The 18201-nt window shown below is 43.3% G+C and carries 16 protein-coding genes and 1 tRNA gene; 10 read left to right on the top strand and 7 right to left on the bottom strand.

From position 1 onward, the window contains the following. Positions 1 to 95: 95 nt before the first annotated feature. On the bottom strand, positions 96 to 995 hold the full coding sequence (locus OGM16_11795; GenBank protein UYJ45502.1) for a LysR family transcriptional regulator: 900 nt from the start codon (positions 993 to 995) through the stop codon (positions 96 to 98). Positions 996 to 1110: 115 nt separating this feature from the next. Between OGM16_11795 and OGM16_11800 the strand changes: the two genes are divergently transcribed. The 3 genes from OGM16_11800 (at position 1111) to OGM16_11810 (ending at position 3411) form a co-directional block, all read left to right on the top strand. Further along, a complete protein-coding gene (locus OGM16_11800) occupies positions 1111 to 2547 on the top strand; it encodes a cation:proton antiporter (GenBank protein UYJ45503.1) in 1437 nt (478 codons plus the stop codon). A 1-nt stretch (position 2548) separates the two neighbouring features. Continuing rightward, positions 2549 to 3265 carry an MgtC/SapB family protein gene (locus OGM16_11805; protein ID UYJ45504.1) on the top strand — a complete coding sequence of 239 codons (717 nt, stop codon included), beginning with the start codon at positions 2549 to 2551 and terminating at the stop codon, positions 3263 to 3265. Positions 3266 to 3322: 57 nt separating this feature from the next. Continuing rightward, positions 3323 to 3411 (top strand) — tRNA-Ser (locus OGM16_11810). Between the two features lie 80 nt (positions 3412 to 3491). Here the strand turns inward: OGM16_11810 and OGM16_11815 are convergent. Further along, complete coding sequence (locus OGM16_11815) at positions 3492 to 4379, bottom strand: RsiV family protein (protein ID UYJ45505.1); 888 nt, start codon at positions 4377 to 4379, stop codon at positions 3492 to 3494. Between the two features lie 19 nt (positions 4380 to 4398). Continuing rightward, entirely contained in the window at positions 4399 to 4896 is a 498-nt protein-coding gene (locus OGM16_11820) for a sigma-70 family RNA polymerase sigma factor (protein UYJ45506.1), read from the bottom strand. Positions 4897 to 5325: 429 nt separating this feature from the next. Here OGM16_11820 and OGM16_11825 point away from each other — a divergent pair, with 429 nt between their 5' ends. Continuing rightward, positions 5326 to 5949, top strand: coding sequence for an N-acetylmuramoyl-L-alanine amidase (locus OGM16_11825; protein UYJ45507.1), 624 nt, complete (start codon positions 5326 to 5328; stop codon positions 5947 to 5949). Positions 5950 to 6016: 67 nt separating this feature from the next. Here OGM16_11825 and OGM16_11830 read toward each other — a convergent pair whose 3' ends face one another. Next, positions 6017 to 6832, bottom strand: a complete 816-nt coding sequence (locus OGM16_11830; GenBank protein ID UYJ45508.1) for a histidinol-phosphatase HisJ family protein — start codon at positions 6830 to 6832, stop codon at positions 6017 to 6019. A gap of 307 nt (positions 6833 to 7139) precedes the next feature. Here OGM16_11830 and gap point away from each other — a divergent pair, with 307 nt between their 5' ends. The 4 genes from gap to gpmI all read left to right on the top strand — a co-directional run bounded on the left by gap (position 7140) and on the right by gpmI (position 12147). Continuing rightward, complete coding sequence (gap, locus tag OGM16_11835) at positions 7140 to 8171, top strand: type I glyceraldehyde-3-phosphate dehydrogenase (protein UYJ45509.1); 1032 nt, start codon at positions 7140 to 7142, stop codon at positions 8169 to 8171. 104 nt (positions 8172 to 8275) lie between these two features. Next, positions 8276 to 9496 (top strand): phosphoglycerate kinase, encoded by a 1221-nt coding sequence (locus tag OGM16_11840; protein UYJ45510.1) that lies wholly within the window; start codon positions 8276 to 8278, stop codon positions 9494 to 9496. A gap of 108 nt (positions 9497 to 9604) precedes the next feature. Continuing rightward, complete coding sequence (tpiA, locus tag OGM16_11845; GenBank protein UYJ45511.1) at positions 9605 to 10357, top strand: triose-phosphate isomerase; 753 nt, start codon at positions 9605 to 9607, stop codon at positions 10355 to 10357. A 245-nt stretch (positions 10358 to 10602) separates the two neighbouring features. Beyond that, positions 10603 to 12147, top strand: a complete 1545-nt coding sequence (gpmI, locus tag OGM16_11850; GenBank protein ID UYJ45512.1) for a 2,3-bisphosphoglycerate-independent phosphoglycerate mutase — start codon at positions 10603 to 10605, stop codon at positions 12145 to 12147. Positions 12148 to 12342: 195 nt separating this feature from the next. Here the strand turns inward: gpmI and OGM16_11855 are convergent, their stop codons facing one another. Next, positions 12343 to 12657 carry a hypothetical protein gene (locus OGM16_11855; GenBank protein ID UYJ45513.1) on the bottom strand — a complete coding sequence of 105 codons (315 nt, stop codon included), beginning with the start codon at positions 12655 to 12657 and terminating at the stop codon, positions 12343 to 12345. A 13-nt stretch (positions 12658 to 12670) separates the two neighbouring features. On the opposite strand from OGM16_11855, the gene OGM16_11860 reads away from it, so the two are divergent. Continuing rightward, positions 12671 to 14032 carry a hypothetical protein gene (locus tag OGM16_11860; GenBank protein ID UYJ45514.1) on the top strand — a complete coding sequence of 454 codons (1362 nt, stop codon included), beginning with the start codon at positions 12671 to 12673 and terminating at the stop codon, positions 14030 to 14032. Positions 14033 to 14123: 91 nt separating this feature from the next. Here OGM16_11860 and OGM16_11865 read toward each other — a convergent pair whose 3' ends face one another. Both OGM16_11865 and OGM16_11870 read right to left on the bottom strand, forming a co-directional pair. Further along, on the bottom strand, positions 14124 to 15530 hold the full coding sequence (locus OGM16_11865; GenBank protein UYJ48450.1) for a tyrosine phenol-lyase: 1407 nt from the start codon (positions 15528 to 15530) through the stop codon (positions 14124 to 14126). An 88-nt stretch (positions 15531 to 15618) separates the two neighbouring features. Then, a complete protein-coding gene (locus OGM16_11870) occupies positions 15619 to 17106 on the bottom strand; it encodes an alanine:cation symporter family protein (protein ID UYJ45515.1) in 1488 nt (495 codons plus the stop codon). A 407-nt stretch (positions 17107 to 17513) separates the two neighbouring features. Between OGM16_11870 and OGM16_11875 the strand changes: the two genes are divergently transcribed. Further along, positions 17514 to 18188, top strand: coding sequence for a GntR family transcriptional regulator (locus tag OGM16_11875; GenBank protein ID UYJ45516.1), 675 nt, complete (start codon positions 17514 to 17516; stop codon positions 18186 to 18188). The last annotated feature ends 13 nt before the right edge of the window (positions 18189 to 18201 follow it).

An 18201-nucleotide genomic window follows, 5' to 3' on the forward strand; every position in this document is an offset into this window, starting at 1 on the left:
TTTGTAAAACTATAAAATGTAAAAAGTCTATTGCCTATGAAAATGTAAAAAAGTCTATTACGTGGATGTTACCATCAGGTGAAATGTAGGTTTAGTCACTGATAACTTCTGGCTGTTTCATGATACACCCGGGTGATCTCCTGAAGGATATCCATATGGATAAAATCTTTTTTATATACAATTTTGGTCTCCCGCATCATGCTTAGATTTTCAATAGGCAAAACTGCCATTTTTCCCTTCTTCTGTTCTCTGGCGCAGGCACTTTGGGGCAGAATGGATACACCCAGTCCCTTTCGTACCAGATCCTTGATAGTAGCAATGTTGTCAACTTCCAAAGTAATATTAAAGTTGTCAATGGAATCACCGATGCTTTTTAAGGTGGACTCAAAAAGTATACGAGTATCAGAGGTAGGCAGGCGCAGGATCATCCGCTCCTGCTTTAATTCTGATAAAGTGACCATGGCACGTTTAGCCAAAGGATGACGGATGGACATAACACACACCAGATAATCTGTAGCCAGCATCAGGGAACAGAGGGAATGCCCGGTTGGAGTGCCGTCTACGATGGCCAGATCAATCTCATAATTATCCAACATATCATAAAGATTATTTATGGTATCAGTAATAATCGTTATGGAAAAATTATTATCAGCATTGCTGCAGCGGGCCAGCACTTCCGTGATCAGATTACTTTCGGAGGTGTGTGTGATGCCGATGCGGACCTTGGTCAGCTGTTTTCGGGAATTGTTGATCTCTGTTTCCATTTTTCCATATAAGGCTTTGATCCTTCGTGCGTATTTTAAGACGATCTCCCCTTCCGGAGTCAGCATTAAACTACCTTTTCCACGTACAAACAGGGTAACGCCAAGTTCCTCCTCCAGCTGGCTGATGTGGTGGCTGACCGCTGGCTGGGTCAGAGAAAGAGAAGCAGCAGCTTTTGTGAAATTCTGATATTCAGCTACAGCTAAAAGTGTTTCTATTTTTGAACCAAGCATAGATTCTCCTATAAAGAAAAATTATCATACATAAAAATAAAATAATTTGATTTTATTGTAAAAAAGTATATCATATAGAAACATGACATACAAGGGGAAACAAGGGGGTTACAACATGAAGTCATTTTTATTTTACCATGCAACATCCCAGGCATCAGTGGTGATCATCACCATTGCGCTGATGTTGTTTACAGGATATCTTATGACCCGTATCACCAGAAAATTTAAGCTGCCGAATGTAACGGGGTACATTCTGGCAGGAATCCTTATGGGACCTTATTGTCTGGATATGGTGCCGGTAAAGGTCATAGATGGCATGGATTTTCTATCAGATATTGCACTGGCTTTCATTGCTTTCAGTACAGGTGAGTTTTTCCGTTTTTCGGTTCTGAAGAAAAACGGCTGGAAGGTGGTTGTGATCACGGTCATGGAAGCAGTGCTGGCATCGGTATGTGTTTTTGCAGTGGTTTATGGAGTTCTTCATCTGAATCTGTCATTTTCTATTGTGCTGGCGGCTCTGGCGTCAGCCACAGCTCCTGCATCTACTATCATGACGATCCGCCAGACTGGGGCAAAAGGTGATTTTGTAGATACTCTTTTGCAGGTAGTGGCTTTAGATGATGTAGTTGGTCTTGTGGAATATAGTGCAGCTATCTCCATTGCACTGGCGGCGCTTTCAGGGGGCGGCTTCCAGGTGGGGAATATTTTAAAGCCGATCTTTGTTAACGGTGCGGTATTGGTACTTGGCGGTATTTTTGGATGGCTGCTAAAATGCATGATGCCAAAGAAAAAATATAAAGATAATCGCCTGATCATATCTGTGGCAGCGCTATTTGCTTTTTGCGGGATCTGTTCTCTGGCTGATGTATCACCACTTCTGGGATGTATGTCTATGGGAACCATTTATATTAACTTATCTGATGATGATAAGCTGTTTAAGCAGTTGAATTATTTCAGTCCGCCCATTCTGCTTTTGTTTTTCGTCAGATCAGGTCTTTCTTTCAGGCTGGATGCACTTCTTAATCCGTCAGCAGGAGAAGATGGGGCTTCTCTTTTAGTGATCGGAGTAGCATATTTCCTTACACGTATCATAGGGAAATATGCAGGTGCGTATTTAGGCTGTATGGCAGTACATAAGAAAAAACAGGTACGTAATTACTTAGGTCTGGCACTGGTTCCCCAGGCAGGTGTAGCGATTGGTCTGGCAGCTCTTGGGGCAAGAACCTTAGGCGGACAGATGGGCATTGACCTGCAGACTGTTATTCTGGCATCCAGTGTGCTGTATGAGCTTACTGGTCCCGCCTGTGCCAAGATATCTTTATATCTGTCCGGATCCTATGGGGATATTGAACTGCCAAAGGAGGCTAAAGAAAAGGATCCGGTGACCCGCCTGGAGCTGTTGATCAGGCGGATCCACGAGATCCAGCAGGAAATACCGGAGACAGAAGAAACTATTTCACCAGAGGAACAGGCATTTTTAGAAGCTGCCAATGAACAGTACGAAGCAGTGGGGGCATTAAGAAATCATTTAAGAGCAAGGAGGACGTATTAATATGGGATATATAGCAGCAGAACTGACAAAAGGATGGATGATGGAAGGCGTGGGAGAGCAGGTGATCTTCAGGATCATTTTGTCACTGGCACTGGCGGCTGTGATCGGCTGTGAACGGTCCAGCAAGCGTCATTCTGCAGGTATGAGGACTTTTATGCTGGTCAGTGTATCTGCTACAGCAGCAGTTTTGACAGATATGTATCTGGCCAGGGAATTTTCTTTTGTAATCCCTGTTATTTCCGGGGCAGCTGTTGTAGGCATTGCCATGATAAGCGGAAATTCCATTCTTTTCAGCTCTAAGAACCAGATCAAGGGCTTGACTACATCTGCAGCTCTTTGGGCATGCGGCTTTATGGGACTGATGCTTGGTGCAGGAATGTATATTTCAGCGTTTGCTATTTTCATGGCTCTCCTTTGCGGTATTTCACTGTTCCCATCAGCAGAGCGTTATTTAAAAGACCGCTCTAACCATTTTGAAGTACATCTGGAATTAAAGAGCAGCTTTAAGCTTCAGGATTTCGTGGCAACGATCCGGAAACTTGGTATCCGCATTGATGATATTGAGGCAAATCCGGCTTATTTAAATTCCGGACTCAGTGTGTATACAGTTTCCCTGACTGTAGACAGCCAGGAACTTAAGAAAGAAAAAAAACACAGTGACATCATTGAAGCACTGCGTTCTCTGGATTACATCTATTATATAGAAGAAATTAAATGATTTGCCTACTACACAAAACCGGAAAAATATTGTATACTTGTATAGTTAGCAATAACAGGAGGAATACCCAAGTGGTTGAAGGGTCTGGCTTCGAACACCAGTAGGTCGGTAACACCGGCGCAAGGGTTCAAATCCCTTTTCCTCCGTAAGTATGATGCCCTTTTGGAGTCTTTCATACACTTGCTGTTACGGCCGGTTTTTCGCCGGCCGCAATGTTTACCGGCATTTATTTAAAATTTCCTGTTACTGACTGTGGAATGGTAAATTCAACAGCTCCCATGTAAGCAGGTGCCACTTCTGTTTCGTCAAAAGTGATCACAAGTTCACCTTTTTCATTAAAGTAAAAGCTTTCATCTCCATTTAACTCCTTAAAATCCCATTCAGGCATATCACTTTCAATAAAATAAGTAACAGAAGAGTCTGCCGCCATCTGTGCTTTCATCTGTTCTTTAATATTGTCGCTGATAGCAGTGAGCATTTCCGGTCTGTCTTTAAAAAGAGCAGAAAGGGGAACAATATTTCCGGTAGTTTTATCAATGGTAAATACCTTGGTATATTCTGTTCCGCTTGCCATTACAAGTGTGGTATCAATGCGCAGGCACAGATATTTATCTGTATCAGTTACTACTTTATAAGTAGAAGTGAGAGAGTAGCTGCCTTCTCCCTGGGATTCCCGAAGCTCTTTTTCGTATTGGGCGATCAGTTCATTTGCATAATCCCCAATAGAGCGGTTCACAGCTTCTGGTGCGGAGTCAATTTCCGGGATGTCTACTTTGGCTTCAAAATGATTGGTCTTATCTTCATATGTACGTAAAGTAACTACTTTTGTAATGGCACCGATCACCGGCAGGTTTGTCATGGCATTGGCAATAGTTGGGCTCACGTTGGTAATGATAGCAAGAGCGACCACAGCAGCAGCGGCAGTAGTGCCGGTTGTGCGTAAAATGCGAAGAAATGGGCTGTGTTTACGCTTCCCTTCTTTGATCCCGGCTAAGATCCGGGCTTTTGCAGCATCAGGAACCGGGATTTCATTGTATTCCTGCTTTAAAGACTCAAGTTTATCTAAATTATCTAAATTATCAAAATATCCTGAATTACGATCCTGTTTTTTCATTAATATGGTCTCCTTTCTTTTACAGAGCTGCTGTATCATCCAGCTGGATGCGAAGTTTTTTTAATGACCGGTACAATCGGGTCTTTACGGTATTTACATTTTCATCGACCACAAGGGCAATGTCCTCGATCTTCATATCCTCAAAATATCTCAGGATGATGACGGTGCGGTTCTCGGGCTCCAAACGGTTCAAAGCCTTTTTAAGATCCAATTCCTCGTATTTATCTTCTGCTGCAGCTTCAGGAAGCTCTTCGGCAGGCTGTTCTTTTATCTGGTTTCGCAGCAGATCCAGGCTTGTGTTTACTACGATCCGGCATAGCCATGGAAGAAGCTTCGTAGTATCCTTTAATTTTTTGCACTGGATAATGGCTTTGCAGGCGCTTTCCTGGACAACGTCCAAAGCATCTGCTTCATTATGTACATAACTGTAGGCCAGCCGGTAAAAACGTTCATATTGGTCAATGAGCATTTTTTCCGTTTGCAGCCGGATTTTTTCTGCTTGATCAGAATGGTTCATGACGCATTCTCCTTTCCAATTTTAATCTGCGTACTAGTACACCGTTTTCGAAATAACTATACCACTCGCTTGTCTGCGAATCTGATTGCACAGGTCTAAAAGCCTCAGCGTAGCCCGCTACGCCTGCGTTTTTAGACTTGCACACTCAAATCCGCATCCTACGCGATTAGTACAGTTATTTACGAAACGATGTACTAGTACATCGTTTTCAAAATAACTGTATCAGTACGTCTTTTTGTGTCTTACACTTATTAGACGCATGGAATGGGAAAAAAGTTGCAGAAAATAGTATACTCTTCATAAAATTTACTGCAAGTCCTTAAGAAGTTCTTCATTGAGTTTTTCGGGGAATAATGTTATATTGGAAAAAATAAGATACAGGGGATAGATAATTTGGAAAAGCGAGAACGAAAGGCGATAACTTTTCCCATGGCAGCTGTTTTTATGGCAATGATGATCGGCATTCTTTCCGGTCTTGGCAGCGGCTACTATATATGGGGAAGAGAGCCTGAAAATACAGTTGATCTGAAAGCAGTAGAAGTTCCTGACTGGGTACAGCAGGATTTTTTACGGAAAAATATTTTTTCACGTCCGGATGTGACCCGCAAGCAGGTGAAAAATATAGTGATCCATTATGTGGGAAATCCGGGAACCAGTGCAAAGGCTACCAGAAACTATTTTGACAGCCTGGCAGACCAGGATGCACAGAAAGAGGGGATTTCTTCCAGCAGCCATTTCGTAGTAGGGCTGGATGGGGAGGTAATACAGTGCATTCCTATTGATGAGACAGCCTATGCAAATGCCCCCAGAAATGATGATACCATTTCTATAGAAGTATGTCATCCAGATGATACCGGCAAATTTAACGATGCTTCCTATGAATCAGTGGTAAAGCTGACTGCCTGGCTTTGCAGGCAGCTGAAATTAAAAAGCTCCGATGTAGTACGCCATTATGATATAAATGGAAAAAAGTGTCCAAAATATTATGTAGAAGATAAAGAAGCCTGGAAACAGTTAAAAGAAGATGTAAAAGAGCAGATGAAGGCAGATTAATGGATATGCCAGCACAGTTACGAAACGATGTACTGGAAGTCTGGCTGCATAAAAAGCAGAGATGCCCCTACAGCGGGAGCATCTCTGCTTTTCTTTCATGAAATACGGTATAATAGCGAAAACCATAGCTTTTTAACATTTCGCGGCATTGTTCAAAGCCGATGCCCAGAGTTTTTGGTGTATGGGCATCAGAACCGATAGTGATCAGTTCTCCACCAAGGTCCTTGTAGAAACGGAAAACATCAGCACATGGATTGGTATCTCCCAGTCCGTATCGGATACCGCCTGTATTACACTCCAGACATTTTCCGTTTTCAATGAGCAGCTTCAAAATCGGACGGATATAGGATTCGTAATCCTTCCAGGAATAAAACTCATTTTTATGGGGAGCATATCTTAAAGAATAATCCAGGTGTCCATAGGAGTCAAAAGTATCACACAGTTTTTTTATGCGTTCCAGAGATACCTTAAAAAAGGCTTCCATACCTTCTTTTTCTCCGAAACGGTCCCAGAATGCTTTTTCATAAGGATCCATCTGGTCTACAAAATGGCTGGAACCAATAACAAAATCAAATTCTTTCCCCCAGGTTTTTGCAAAATCATGGAGATAATCACCCACATGGTTTTGCAGACCCAGTTCGATTCCAATATTTAAACGGATCCGGTCTGCGTATTCATCCTTTATTTTGCGTAAGCTTTCTATATAAGTAGGAAGATCTAAAGTAAAGTCATCAGGACAGAACTGGCTTCCGTGATCATGGTGATCTGTAATACAGATTTCTTTCATCCCCAGGGAAATGGCTTTTTCCAGCTGATCCCGTACCGGGGTTTCGGAATCTGCAGAAAATTCTGTGTGGAGATGGTAGTCATAAATAGCATCCATAGTGATAAGTCTCCTTTTTTGTTATATGTACTCTCAGAATCTTTATTTTCTCACATTATAATTACAAATGACGGTAATAACAAGTCTGTACCCGACAATAAACACACTTTCCCATTCAAACCAGCGATGGCTGAAATGTAACGAAATAAAAATCCGCTGAAAATTACTGGAATTTATGAGAGAAAATAGTCAGAATGGTAGAAACGAAAAAAAGACTTGCTATTTTGGATAAAATTGAGTACAATGTAGACAGTTGATTAATATTTAACAAATAATATTTTTTTAACAATCTAGGAGGAATTGAATCATGGCAGTAAAAGTTGCAATTAATGGTTTCGGACGTATTGGACGTCTGGCTTTCCGTCAGATGTTCGGAGCAGAGGGTTACGAGGTAGTAGCAATCAATGACTTAACCGATCCTAAGATGTTAGCACATCTGTTAAAGTATGATACAGCACAGGGTGGATATGCTGGACACATTGGTGAAGGCAAGCACACTGTAGAGGCTGGAGAAGATTCAATCACAGTTGACGGCAAGAAGATCACTATCTACAAAGAGCCAAAGGCTGCTGACCTTCCATGGGGCGAGCTTGGCGTAGATGTAGTATTAGAGTGCACTGGCTTCTATACTTCTAAGGAAAAAGCACAGGCTCATATTGATGCAGGTGCTAAGAAGGTTGTTATTTCAGCACCAGCTGGAAACGACTTAAAGACCATCGTTTACTCTGTAAATGAGAAGACTCTGACAGCAGAAGATACCATCATCTCCGCTGCATCCTGCACCACCAACTGCTTAGCACCTATGGCTAAGGCATTAAATGACTACGCTCCGATCCAGAGCGGTATCATGAGCACCATTCATGCTTACACCGGCGACCAGATGATCCTTGACGGACCACACAGAAAGGGCGACTTAAGAAGAGCACGTGCAGGCGCAGCTAACATCGTTCCTAACTCTACTGGTGCAGCTAAGGCAATCGGTCTGGTTATCCCAGAGCTGAACGGCAAGCTGATCGGTTCCGCACAGCGTGTACCTGTACCAACCGGTTCTACCACAATCTTAACAGCTGTTGTTAAGAAGGCAGACGTAACCAAGGAAGAGATCAATGCTGCTATGAAGGCTGCTGCATCTGAGTCCTTCGGATACAACGAGGATCCGATCGTATCTTCTGATGTTATCGGTATGAGATTTGGTTCTCTGTTTGATGCAACCCAGACTATGGTTTCCCATATCGCTGATGATCTGTATGAAGTACAGGTTGTTTCATGGTATGACAACGAGAATTCTTACACCAGCCAGATGGTAAGAACTATCAAGTACTTCGCTGAGTTAGCATAATCCAGATTTTAAAGACTCATAAGGGGTCCGGTCTTTAGGACCGGGCCCTTTTTTCGTGAAATACATTTACAAGTTTGCCAGTTTACTGAAAGGAGATATCTAAAATGTTAAACAAGAAATCTATTGATGATATCAATGTAAAGGGAAGAAGAGTTTTAGTCCGCTGCGACTTCAACGTACCGTTAAAGAATGGCGAGATCACAGATGAGACCCGTATTGTAGCAGCTCTGCCAACTATCCAGAAGCTGATCAATGATGGTGCAAAGGTTATCCTGTGCTCCCACTTAGGAAAAGTTAAAAATGGTCCTAACGAAGGTGAGTCTTTAGCTCCTGTAGCAAAGAGACTGTCTGAGAAATTAGGCAAGGAAGTTGTTTTCGTATCTGATTACAATGTAACCGGCGAAGCAGCTACCAAGGCTGTAGAGGCTATGAAGGAAGGCGATGTGGTTCTTCTGCAGAATACACGTTTCCGCGGCGCTGAAGAGACTAAGAATGGCGAAGAGTTCAGCAAGGAACTGGCTGATCTGGCTGATGACTATGTATGCGATGCATTTGGTTCTTCCCATAGAGCACATGCTTCTGTAGCAGGCGTTACCAAGTTCATCACTGCAAAGGGTGGCTCCAACGTAGTTGGTTACTTAATGCAGAAAGAGATCGATTTCTTAGGAAATGCAGTTGAAAATCCAGTAAGACCTTTCGTTGCTATTTTAGGCGGCGCTAAGGTTGCTGATAAGTTAAATGTTATCTCCAATCTCCTTGAAAAGTGCGATACACTGATCATCGGTGGCGGTATGGCATTTACCTTCTTAAAGGCTGAAGGCAAAGAGATCGGTAAATCTTTAGTAGACGATACTAAGTTAGATTACTGCAAGGAAATGATGGAAAAGGCGCAGAAGCTTGGTAAGAAGCTTTTACTTCCTGTAGATGCTGTAGTAGCAGCTTCCTTCCCGGATCCTATTGATGCTGAGATCCCTGTAGAGAATGTTTCTGTAGACGCTATCCCAAATGACAAAATGGGTCTGGATATCGGTGTAGAAAGTGCAAAGCTGTATGCTGAGGCTGTTAAGAACGCTAAGACTGTTGTTTGGAACGGACCGATGGGCGTATTTGAAAATCCTGTTCTTGCAAAGGGAACCATTGCAGTAGCTCAGGCTTTAGCTGATACGGATGCAACCACTATTATCGGCGGTGGTGACTCTGCAGCAGCAGTAAATCAGTTAGGATTTGCTGATAAGATGAGCCACATCTCTACCGGCGGCGGTGCTTCCCTGGAATTCCTGGAAGGAAAGGAACTGCCAGGCGTAGCTGCAGCAGATGATAAATAAGGACAATTGATATTGCAGGCGGCTGTTTTGAAAATAACTGGGGATAAAACAGACCGCCTGTGAATCGTGTTGTATATGCGTATTTGTGTATAAAGGAGACAGAACATTATGGCAAGAAAGAAGATCATCGCAGGCAACTGGAAGATGAACATGACACCTTCTGAGGCAGTTGCTCTTGTAAATGAATTAAAACCATTAGTAGTAAATGATGATGTAGATGTAGTATTCTGTGTACCGGCTATTGATATTATCCCGGCAATGGAAGCAGCAAAGGGAACCAACATCCAGATTGGTGCTGAGAACATGTATTTTGAGGAAAAGGGTGCTTATACAGGCGAGATTTCCCCTAATATGTTAAATGATGCAGGCGTTAAGTACGTTATCATCGGCCATTCTGAGAGAAGAGAGTACTTTGCAGAAACAGATGAGACAGTGAACAAGAAAGTATTAAAGGCTTTTGAGCATGGAATTACTCCTATTGTCTGCTGCGGTGAGTCTTTAACCCAGAGAGAGCAGGGCATTACCATTGACTGGATCCGTCAGCAGATCAAAATCGCTTTCTTAAATGTAACAGCAGATCAGGCAAAGACAGCTGTTATCGCCTATGAACCGATCTGGGCTATTGGAACCGGTAAGGTAGCTACCACAGAGCAGGCAGAAGAAGTATGCGCAGCAATCCGTGCATGCATCGGCGAGATCTATGATGAGGCAACTGCACAGGCCATCCGTATCCAGTACGGTGGTTCTGTATCCGCAGCAAGTGCACCGGAGCTGTTTGCACAGCCAGATATCGACGGCGGTCTGGTAGGCGGTGCTTCCTTAAAGCCAGATTTTGGAAAAATTGTTAATTACAACAGATAATTACTCAGGACAGCAGGAAATTTGACCCGAAAAGGAACGTCAGGCTTGCTTGCAAGTATTTTTTGGAGCAGATTTCACATTGGAGTGATATCCGATGCTTCTTGTGTGGCAAAACCGCGTAAGAAAATACGTTGTCCGGGTGGTTGCGGAATCTAGCCCTGGGGTCGTGAAAACGGGTCTCAGGGCATTTGTATCCATTTTATAAAGTCTTTGTACAAAGGCAGATTTAAGAGGAGAAAACAAATATGAGCAAGAAACCAGTAGTATTAATGATCCTGGACGGCTATGGACTGAATGATAACTGTGAGCACAACGCAGTATGCGAAGGAAAAACTCCTGTTATGGATCAGTTAATGAGCCAGTGTCCATTTGTTAAAGGCCAGGCAAGCGGCCTTGCAGTAGGACTTCCGGAAGGACAGATGGGTAACTCCGAGGTAGGACATTTAAACATGGGCGCAGGCCGTGTTGTATACCAGGAGCTGACCAGAATTACCAAGGCTATTAACGATGGTGATTTCTTTAACGTACCAGAATTTTTAACAGCAGTAGAAAATTGCAAGAAAAACAATTCTGCCCTGCACCTGTTTGGCCTGGTATCTACAGGTGGTGTACACAGCCATTTAAATCATATTTACGGCCTGTTAGAGCTGGCAAAGAGAAATGGCCTGGAAAAGGTATATGTACACTGCTTCTTAGACGGCCGTGATACACCACCGGAATCCGGCAAGGAATTTGTTACTGAGCTGGAAGCAAAGATGGCGGAGCTTGGCACAGGTAAAGTGGCATCTGTTATGGGCCGTTATTATGCAATGGATCGTGATAAGAGATGGGACCGTGTAGAGTTAGCTTACAAAGCGCTTACAAAGGGTGAAGGAAATACAGCAGTAAGTGCAACAGAAGGCATCCAGGCTTCCTATGATGCAGGAAAGTCTGATGAGTTCGTTGTACCATTTACAGTGACTGAAAACGGAAAGCCACTGGCAACGATCAATGATGGCGATTCTGTTATCTTCTTCAACTTCCGTCCGGACCGTGCAAGAGAGATCACCCATGCATTCTGCGATGATGATTTTGACGGTTTTCCAAGAGAGAAGAAGTTAGATCTGGTATATGTATGCTTTACTGATTACGATGAGACCATTACCAATAAGCTGGTTGCATTTAAGAAGGAATCCATTACCAATACCTTTGGTGAATTCCTGGCAGCAAACGGCAAGAAGCAGGTAAGAATCGCCGAGACTGAGAAATATGCTCACGTTACCTTCTTCTTTAACGGTGGCGTAGAGGAGCCAAACGAAGGGGAAGACCGCATTCTGGTTCCTTCTCCAAAGGAAGTTGCTACTTACGACTTAAAGCCGGAAATGAGTGCTTACGGTGTATGCGACAAGCTGACTGAAGCCATCAAGTCTGGTAAATATGATGTGATCATCATTAACTTTGCTAATCCGGATATGGTTGGCCATACCGGAGTAGAAGCAGCTGCCATTAAGGCAATTGAAGTAGTAGATGAGTGTGTAGGCCGCGCTGTAGAGGCTTTAAAGGAAGTAAACGGCGTTATGTTCATCTGTGCTGACCACGGTAATGCAGAGCAGTTGGTAGATTATGAAACAGGTGAACCATACACCGCTCATACTACTAATCCGGTTCCATTTATCCTGGTAAATGCAGACGCTGACATGAAGCTTCGTGAAGGCGGCGCATTGTGTGATATTGCCCCGACCCTGATCGAATTAATGGGTATGGAGCAGCCTAAAGAAATGACTGGTAAGTCACTGATCCTTAGAAAGTAATTGAATTTAAAATAAGCAGGCGCGCCTTTTGGCACCTTTGCCGTAAATAAAAATCCGGAAACAGTCCAGGCAGGAGTGTTTCCGGATTTTTTTAGAATTGTGGGAGTGCAAAGCATGTAACAATTTAGTATCAGGGAGTGCAAAGCGTATAGCAATTCGGTATCAGAAGGGTCAAAATACCTTTTGCCCTTAATATCATAACGTCTTTAAAACATCCTTGGAGTCAGAAACCAGACTGGTGTCTTCACTGTGTTCTGTTACATACTGGAAATCCTCCTTTGCCAGGGCAGTCTGTCCGGTATTCAGATAGCAGATACCCCGGTTGTAGGTAGAGAAATCTGTGAAACACTGGCCTTCTATGGCGGTGGTGAAGTAAGGGATCGCTTTTTCGTAGTCCTCTTTATCCATAGAAATAGCACCCAGATAGAAGTTGGTTTCCGGCAGGTAGCTGGTTCCGTTTAAGGCAGTTAAAAGATAACTTTCTGCCTCATTTTCCTGCTTCAGGTTCATATAGCAGGAACCAATGAGAAAGTTTAACTCTCCATCTTCAGGGGTAACAGGCAGATATTGCACAGACCTGGATGTAAACGGAGATGTGACCACATCTGACGGAGCAGTTTTAGAAGCAGATAACCTTCATATTACAGCAGATAATGCAGACCTGACCACAAATGTGAAAGATCTTTCCGGAAATGTAACAGGAAGCATTTCTGTAACAGATAAGGGAAGCATCACTGTAACAGGCACACTGACAGCAGGTGAGGATGTAAGCATCCAGGCAGCAGAAAATGGAAACATTACTGTAAGTGGAACTATCCATGCAGCTAATACATTTTTAAGAGGTGCGGCAAAGATCATCGTAACTGTAAAGGACACCATGGGAAATCTGGGTGTGGAAACATCTGACCGTGAAGATTCTTCTGCAGATATTAAGCTGGAAAGCTGTGACAGAAGCCAGGACATTAACATCACTACACCAGGTGAAGTCAGACTTACTACCACAGAAGCAGATGAGATCATCGACTTCTTTGCAGACCGTATCCAGGTAATTGGTGGAGCAAACAATGCTGTTTTAAACTTCACAAAGGCGCCTGCAGGACTGAAAGTAAGAGTTCCAGGTGGAAATAATCTGATAAATGTTACCACTACCATGGCTCCTACAGACATCCAGACAGGAAATGGAGATGATACATTTATCCTGGGCGGACCGGTGGAAGATGAAAAAGATTCAGAGTACACCTATAAGTATAAAGATGAAAATGGCTTTATGGGTGCAGGAAATCTTCACAGACTGGATATTGCCACAGAAGGCGGATCCAATACCTGGCATCTTTGGATGAGTGGTGAAAAATTCTATCTCACAGGCGGTATGGGAAATGATACCTTCATAAGATATACTTTTGAAGTAACAGATAAAGAAGGACAGACTTATACCTTTGCAACAAGGGATTACAATATCAGCAGCCTGAGTGGAAATATCACCTGCATCGGCTTCCCAACATACCGTGGAACAAGCAGCAATGCAATTAAAACAGCCAGAAAATGGATCCAGATGACAGACGGAAGCTGGAAATACAGAACCCTTCAGGGATATGTAGAGAGCAGATGGCTGAAACTTGGACGTAACTGGTGGTACTTTAATGAAGATGGCCGGATGCATACTGGCTGGTTCCTTTACGGAAACCGCTGGTATTATCTGATACCTGGTGAAGGCTCTATGGCAGCAGGCTGGAACCTGATCAACGGTTTCTGGTATTACCTTAATCTAACAGGACAGGCAGAACGTCCGGAAGGTGCAATGTACAGCAATGAATATACACCTGATGGATATTTCGTAGGAACAGATGGCAGATGGATGCCGGAAGTGCCGAAAAAAACAGCATAAGACACAAAAATCCGGAGGCAGCCCATTTGGGCCGCCCCCGGATTTTTTAGGAGTAACTGCTATAAATAAGAGGTGGTTACGTGCATTTTCATTAGAATCCCTTAATAAGTTCGCCGTTCTTTGGCTCGAAGCGTCCGGTGAAGAAGCGGAGAACTTCTGGTTCGTAAACCCATTTCAGACCGCTGATGTCATGTCTTCTTTCATACAGACCGATGATAGCGTCAGCAACGTAATCCAGATGAGCATATGTATAAACACGGCGTGGAATGGTAAGACGAACAGTTTCCAGTTTCGGAACGTGGTTTTCACGGGTATGTGGGTCACGTCCTGCAGAGATGATGCCGCGCTCCATTGTACGAACGCCGGAGAACTCGTAGATAGCTGCGGAGAGTGCCTGAGCCGGGAAGTCTTCTTCCTGATTTAAGTGATCTAAGAATGCCCTTGCATCTACGAAGATCGCATGTCCGCCGTAAGGTTTAACCATTGGAACACCTGCAGCGTCTAATTTTTCTCCAAGGTAACGGATCTGGTTTACACGGTGGCTGATGTAATCAAAGTTCATGGATTCACGAAGGCCAATAGCCATTGCTTCCATATCTCTTCCTGCCATACCACCGTAAGAAGGCATTCCCTCAAACTGTACAACCATTCCGGTTGCGCGAACGTACAGGTCATGATCGTTCATACACAGGAATCCGCCGATGTTGGTTAAGCAGTCTTTCTTGCCGGACATTGTACAGCCATCGCCATAGGAGAACATTTCATGAACGATCTCTTTGATGGTCTTGTTCTCGTAGCCAGGTTCACGGGTCTTGATGAAGTATGCATTTTCAACGCAGCGGGTAGCATCGTACATAACCTTGATCCCGTATTTATGAGCCAGTTCAGAAACAGCTTTAATGTTAGCCATGGAAACAGGCTGTCCGCCTGCCAGATTTACAGTAACAGCCAGGCAGATATAAGGAATATGCTCTGCGCCAACTTCATCGATCAGTGCCTGGAATTTATTTAAGTCAATGTTACCCTTGAAGTCAAGGATCGCACTTGGATCATGAGCCTCGTCAATGATAACATCACGGAATGTAGCACCATTGCGTTCCTGATGGAAGCGGGTAGTAGTAAAATACATGTTGCCTGGAACATAGTCGCCTGGCTTAATAGTCAGAGAGGAAAGAATGTTCTCTGCACCGCGTCCCTGATGAGTAGGAACTACATATTTAAAGCCAAACAGTTCACGAACGGTCTCTTCCAGGTGATAGAAGTTGCGGGATCCGCCGTAAGCTTCGTCACCTAACATAAGACCAGCCCACTGATGATCACTCATTGCATTGGTTCCGGAATCAGTTAAAAGGTCGATAAAGCATTCTTCAGACTTTAACAAGAATGTATTGTAGCCAGCAGTTTTGATCGCCTGTTTACGCTCTTCTTTGTCTAAACGTGCCATGTTTTCTACCATTTTGATCTTGAAAGGCTCCGGTGCAAATTTCATCATATCCATGTTCTTCTCCATTAAAAAATCCTCCTATTATATAGTTTTGTTATATAGTTTTTTGTTTTAAAGCGCAACATTACGCTTTTATTATATTTTATATTTTTTTCTTCTTATAATTGGTTTCGTAATCCTTTAAGGCATTGATGGCCTGGCCGGAGAGTGGGACGATCGCGATCATATTAAATACTGTCATAAGGCCTACGCCAAGGTCGCCGAGTTCCCAGACAAATTCATAGGCTGCCACACCGCCGATAAAGAGCATGATAAGTAAAAAAATCTTATATCCTGTCTGAGCTGTCCATGTATCACCGAAAACGTAAGATACGTTGCAGCGGGCATAATAAAGAATGCCAAGGAAAGTGGAAAAGCTGAACAGGAAAAGTACAACTGCGATAAATACAACACCTGCATATCCAAGGTGATGGTTCATAGCTGCCTGTAAAAGATCCATTCCCATAAGACCTTCGATTTTTTCAGCCGGAGCTAAAAGCATCAGGAATGCGGAACAGCTGCAGATCACTAACGTATCTATAAATACGCCAAGTGCCTGTATGAGACCCTGCTTTACCGGATGGCTGACTTCTGCTGCCGCTGCAGCACATGGAGCAGAACCGCTTCCTGCTTCATTTGAGAAAAGTCCGCGCTTTACTCCGTTCATAACGATCACACCAAGTCCGCCGCCGGCAAACTGTCTGATACCAAATGCCTGGGAGAAAATGTTTCCTATAACAGATGGAAGCAGTGTAATGTTTTTGAAGATAACGAACAGAGTTACTAAGAAGTAAGCACCTGCCATAACAGGAACTACCATGTCTAAAACCTTAACAGTTGCATTTTTGCGAAGAACGATGACTGCGGACATAGCTACCAGTACGAGAGCGGTTGCAACCTGCGGGATACCGAATGCATTCTGGAAGGAAGTGGTAACGGAGTTTCCGATCACCTGACTGATACCAGCCCAGCAAAGCAGTCCGGAGAGTGCGAATGCGGTCCCTAAGAGACCGTATTTACAGCCACGGGTGTAATAAGTCTGTTCATCATCTGCCACATATTCGGCTTCTTCTTTTACGTTCTTTACGAAAGCATCTTCTCGTTTGATTTTTGTCACCAGTCGGATACGGTCCATTACGTAAGCCGGACCGCCGCGATAACCGCCGTAGAGAGGATCCTTTTCTTTGTAGATCTGTGCCAGCGTGGATTCGATAAAACTGCTGGAAGAGCCAATGAGTGCGGTCAGCCACATCCAGAAAACAGCTCCAGCGCCGCCAAATGAGATAGCAGCAACAACACCGGCTAAGTTTCCCATACCTACGCGGGTAGCAGTAGCAACGATAAGTGCCTGAACACCAGATATAGAGTTTTCGTCTTTTTTTGTTTCATCTTTTTCCAATGTGACCCGGATCATTTCCGGGAACAGGCGGAATGGAAGAAATCTGGTTTTAAAGGTGAAGTATAATCCTGCTGGAATAAGGATCAGTACCAGAAGTGAAAGTCCAAACTGGATATCTCCCCCTGAGAATTCCAGAATAATCAAATCTCCCCATAACAGATCGTTGACAGCTCCCACAAGTTTGATGATCATGTGGAGTATTCGGTTGATGAGATACACCTCCTTTTGTGATGTATAAGTTTACGTTTGCGTCAAACTGTCAGGGCCCTCTGACATGTCTTTCACGATCATACATCTGCAGGAACCGCTGGCGGCTGATTCTGTAGATGATGCTTATTGCGTGATGCGTGATGCATCACGTATCTTGTAATTCATATAATACACTATTTTGCATAAAAGTCAATACCTATTTTGAAAATATTTATGCAAAATAAAAGAGAGACTGTGCAGGGCCGGGAGTTAGGTAAATATATTTTGACCGTTTGTAAAAAGTGTAGTATCATGAAAATATGAATGTGTCCATTTGTGATGCACTGATAACAATACAACAGAATAAGGAAAACAGGAAAAACAAAACCAAGAAAAAAGGAGGCGAGGCTATGCCCGAAAAAATTGTCAAGCAGACACTTAGTGAACAGATCTATAATATTTTGAAGGAAGATATTCTGTGTGGCAGGATTTTAATGGGCGATAAGCTTACTAATAGGGAACTTCAGGAGCGGTTTCAGGTTTCATCCACACCAGTGCGTGATGCCATCAACCGACTTTCAAAAGATGGACTGACTCAGGAAGTATCAAAAAGCGGAGCACAGCTTATCACCTTCGATTATTCCTATGCCAACGAACTTAATGACTTTATCACTTTTTTAGCCAGTAAAGCGGTGATGCTTTCCGGAACAGAGTCGGATCAGAAAACTCTGGTGGAAAAGCTTTTGATGTATGAAGAAGAAATGGCAAGAGCTAAAACATCAATAGAATATTTTGAGGCAGATTTCCGCTATCACAAAGTTTTTTTTGATTATTGCGGTAATCGTTTTATGAAAGAAACTTATAAACAATACAATTTTATCCGGACTCTTCTGATCCGTTTTGCCATCCGTACAGAAGAAGAGAGGGAACTGGGGATCGCACAGCACAGGAACATCACTAAGGTGTACCAGTCCGGGGATTATAAAAAAGCAAGAATACTCATGGAACAGCATTACCAGTCCGGCATGCAGTTAGCCAGAGAGCATTACCAGGAAGGAAATGCTTTTAAAGAAGATAAGAAATGATAAATAGCAAGGA

This window comes from Lachnospiraceae bacterium, from assembly GCA_025758065.1.
Lineage (GTDB): Bacteria > Bacillota > Clostridia > Lachnospirales > Lachnospiraceae > Enterocloster.